Consider the following 2,564-nt stretch of genomic DNA (forward strand, 5'->3'; position numbering starts at 1 on the left):
CCCGCTACTCTTACTCACCAGAAAGGTGCACCCGATTCCATCATGGATATGATCTAGACACTCACATCCTTGCAGGTCAGGTGCACCTTTCTCTCGCCGGCCTTGATCAATCAAATCCCCTCTGACTGGGGGAGGCTAAATGGTCGCGGCGAGGCGGGCGGCGTGGTCGGTGCGGGAGCCGTAGGCGTTCTTGCGGGTCACGACCGGCCTGTTGCTGGTGAGTTGGCGGTTTTCCAGAGGTGTTCGACGTGGTTGGCGTACTGGTCGAACAGGCCGCCTGGGCCGCGTCGGCGGATGTGCAGGGTGGGGGAGGCGTGTCCGAGTTGGTCGGCGAGGTGGGTGCTGACCAGGGCTTCGTCGTCGAAGACCCACACGGACAGGCTGATGTGGCGGTCCGTGTGGCGCACCTGTGGGGTGGGTTCGATCTTGGTGAGTTCGGCGGTGGTGATGTCGATGCGGGTGGAGATCGACAGGGCGGCGTCCTCGACGCGTTCGCGGTCGCGGGTGACGGGTGAGTCCTTGCGGCCGAGGAGGAAGCGCAGGTCGAGCCCGGATGCGGCTTTGTTGCGCAGGGTGGGTGTGATGCCGGGGACCTCGGTCCAGAGGAAGTATGAGGTGTAGCCGGCGCACCAGATGCGGGACGTGGCGCGGTGGAGGAGGTCGTTCCAGAGTTCCCGGGGGACGGCTGAGCGTGTCGGCCATGCGGCGCGGATCTCCCGGTCGTATCCGCGTTTGACCAAGCCGGACCAGATCACGTCTTCATCTTCTCTCAGCACCTGGGCTACCTGCGAGCGGTGGCGGGGGTGAGGAATGCGACCGCCGAGCCAGCGGGCGACGGTCTTGGGGTCGACGCCGACCTTGCCGGCCAGGGTCGCGGGTGTCATGCCGGTTCGGCTCATCGCCACGTGCAGCGCTGTGTTCATGGTTGATCACTCCCGGGACGTTTGTGAACGTCCCTAGGTTACCTGACGCAGAGGTCCCGGCATCCCCTCCACACAGGAAGAGTCCACAGAAGATCCTTCAAGCGCCCTTGACCCGCGATGGAGAGAGCTGTGACCAGGAACCAGGTTCCCGAGAACAGGTATCAACGAACCCGGCAGCCCATGATTGACGCGGGTCCGACGCCGAACCGGCCGCCGTTGCCGCGCCGGACGCCCGGGCAGACGGACATCGGTCGGGACCCACGGTTCCAGCTGCTGAGCGCACGTGGCGTAGCCCCCGCGCCGGACGCCGAGCAATCGGCTGTTGACGCTGAGCAGGCGGTTCTGGACGACGTGGCGGCGGCGCTGCGGAACCGGCCGGACGCGCAGGCGCTGGCCCAGGCGCGGGAGGCGGTCGCCGAGCACATGCCGAGTCGGTTGGCCGAGTGCCGGGTGTGTGACGGGCCGGCGCTGTGTCCGCCGTTCACCAGCGCGTTGGCGGTGTTGGACCGCTGGGACCACAGTCGGGCGCGTCGGGTGCGGGCGGTGTTGCAGTACGCCGGGTTGTGCCCGGACGGGCACGTGCACGGCGGGCGGGACGACTGATGGCCGACGGTGATCTCCTGCGGGTCGGTGACACTCTGCATCTCGGTAAAGCCGACTGGGTGTTCGGGGACCGGTCGATGACGGTCCGGGTCTCCGACATCCGCTACGGCCTGGAGGACGTCGGTTCCCCGGTGGTCGGCGTCCTCGCGACGATCACGTCGGCTGGGCGGGACGGGCGGATGGCCGCGGTCGGTGTCTACAAGTCCGCGTTGATCCGTCCCGGTGTGCTGCAGCGGCACCGGCCGCCCAACGGCGTCGACCCCTTCCCGGCCGGGCACCCGTAAACCCGCCCGCTGTCCGCTTGATCCGGGGTCGGGCCGGTGGCGGCACCCGCCAGCCTGACCCCATTCCAAACCCCAGCAGAAAGTAGATCCCCATGGACGTTTGCGCCCTGACCAGTGCCGCGCTGCTCGGCTTCCTCGCCGGGCTGTTCTCGTTTCGAGTGAAGAGCCGTTGGTGCCCGCGGTGTGGCGAGCTGACGACCGCACCGCCGCCGTCGTCGTTGTGACGGCTGATGCGACTGGTTGGCGGTGAGGTGCCCGGTTGGTGCCGTTGACGTGGCGGCCGGTCGCCGGGTGTGCGGTGCCCCGCTGTTCTGCTGATCGTTGGTTGGCCGGTGACCCTGAAGCCGTATCCGGATGTTGATTTGATCTTGGGGTTGTTCTGGTTCGGCCCGCATGTACGACTATGACGCGTTGGGTCGGGCGGTGCGGCCGGGGTTCGCGTACGCGGGGGTCGGTAACGACCTGGCTGCCGACGACACGGCGACGTATGTGCGGGGGCCGTCGGGTGAGGTGGTGGCCGGGACGGCGGGTGGGACGCAGCGGCTGGTGTGGACGGATTTGCACACCGACGTGGTCGGCCAGTTCACGACGACCGGCACCACCCTGGCCGGGGCGACGACGTACGACCCGTTGGGCAAGGTCCTCGCCAGTACCGGAATCGTGGGGAGTCTGGGTTACCAGTCGGAGTGGACCGACGCGGCGACGTCGCGGGTGAACATGCACGCCCGCTGGTACAACACCGACACCGGGCAGT

At 67.8% G+C, this 2,564-nt stretch carries 5 protein-coding genes; 4 read left to right on the plus strand and 1 reads right to left on the minus strand.

The window, feature by feature from the left end; translation table 11 throughout:
* Positions 1-197 precede the first annotated feature (197 nt).
* Positions 198-923: an XRE family transcriptional regulator gene (locus ACFHVL_RS31075; protein ID WP_416632179.1), complete on the minus strand. Its 726-nt coding sequence runs from the start codon at positions 921-923 to the stop codon at positions 198-200.
* Between the two features lie 180 nt (positions 924-1,103).
* On the opposite strand from ACFHVL_RS31075, the gene ACFHVL_RS31080 reads away from it, so the two are divergent.
* The 4 genes from ACFHVL_RS31080 to ACFHVL_RS31095 form a co-directional block, all read left to right on the plus strand.
* Entirely contained in the window at positions 1,104-1,526 is a 423-nt protein-coding gene (locus ACFHVL_RS31080; protein ID WP_416632180.1) for a hypothetical protein, read from the plus strand.
* Complete coding sequence (locus ACFHVL_RS31085) at positions 1,526-1,810, plus strand: hypothetical protein (protein ID WP_416632181.1); 285 nt, start codon at positions 1,526-1,528, stop codon at positions 1,808-1,810. The genes ACFHVL_RS31080 and ACFHVL_RS31085 overlap by 1 nt, the downstream gene beginning before the upstream one ends.
* Positions 1,811-1,902: 92 nt before the next feature.
* Positions 1,903-2,034, plus strand: a complete 132-nt coding sequence (locus ACFHVL_RS31090; protein WP_416632182.1) for a hypothetical protein — start codon at positions 1,903-1,905, stop codon at positions 2,032-2,034.
* Between the two features lie 169 nt (positions 2,035-2,203).
* Positions 2,204-2,564 (plus strand): hypothetical protein (locus ACFHVL_RS31095; protein ID WP_416632183.1); only part of this gene is annotated, 361 nt, incomplete at its 3' end.

Source organism: Micromonospora sp. LOL_023 (assembly GCF_048060115.1).
Classification (GTDB): domain Bacteria; phylum Actinomycetota; class Actinomycetes; order Mycobacteriales; family Micromonosporaceae; genus Micromonospora_E.

Bases quoted from the DNA above. Each gene is read 5' to 3' on its own strand.
- ACFHVL_RS31090 (WP_416632182.1), top strand. From the start codon at position 1,903: ATGGACGTTTGCGCCCTGACCAGTGCCGCGCTGCTCGGCTTCCTCGCC.
- ACFHVL_RS31075 (WP_416632179.1), bottom strand. From the start codon at position 923: ATGAACACAGCGCTGCACGTGGCGATGAGCCGAACCGGCATGACACCC.
- ACFHVL_RS31085 (WP_416632181.1), top strand. From the start codon at position 1,526: ATGGCCGACGGTGATCTCCTGCGGGTCGGTGACACTCTGCATCTCGGT.
- ACFHVL_RS31080 (WP_416632180.1), top strand. From the start codon at position 1,104: ATGATTGACGCGGGTCCGACGCCGAACCGGCCGCCGTTGCCGCGCCGG.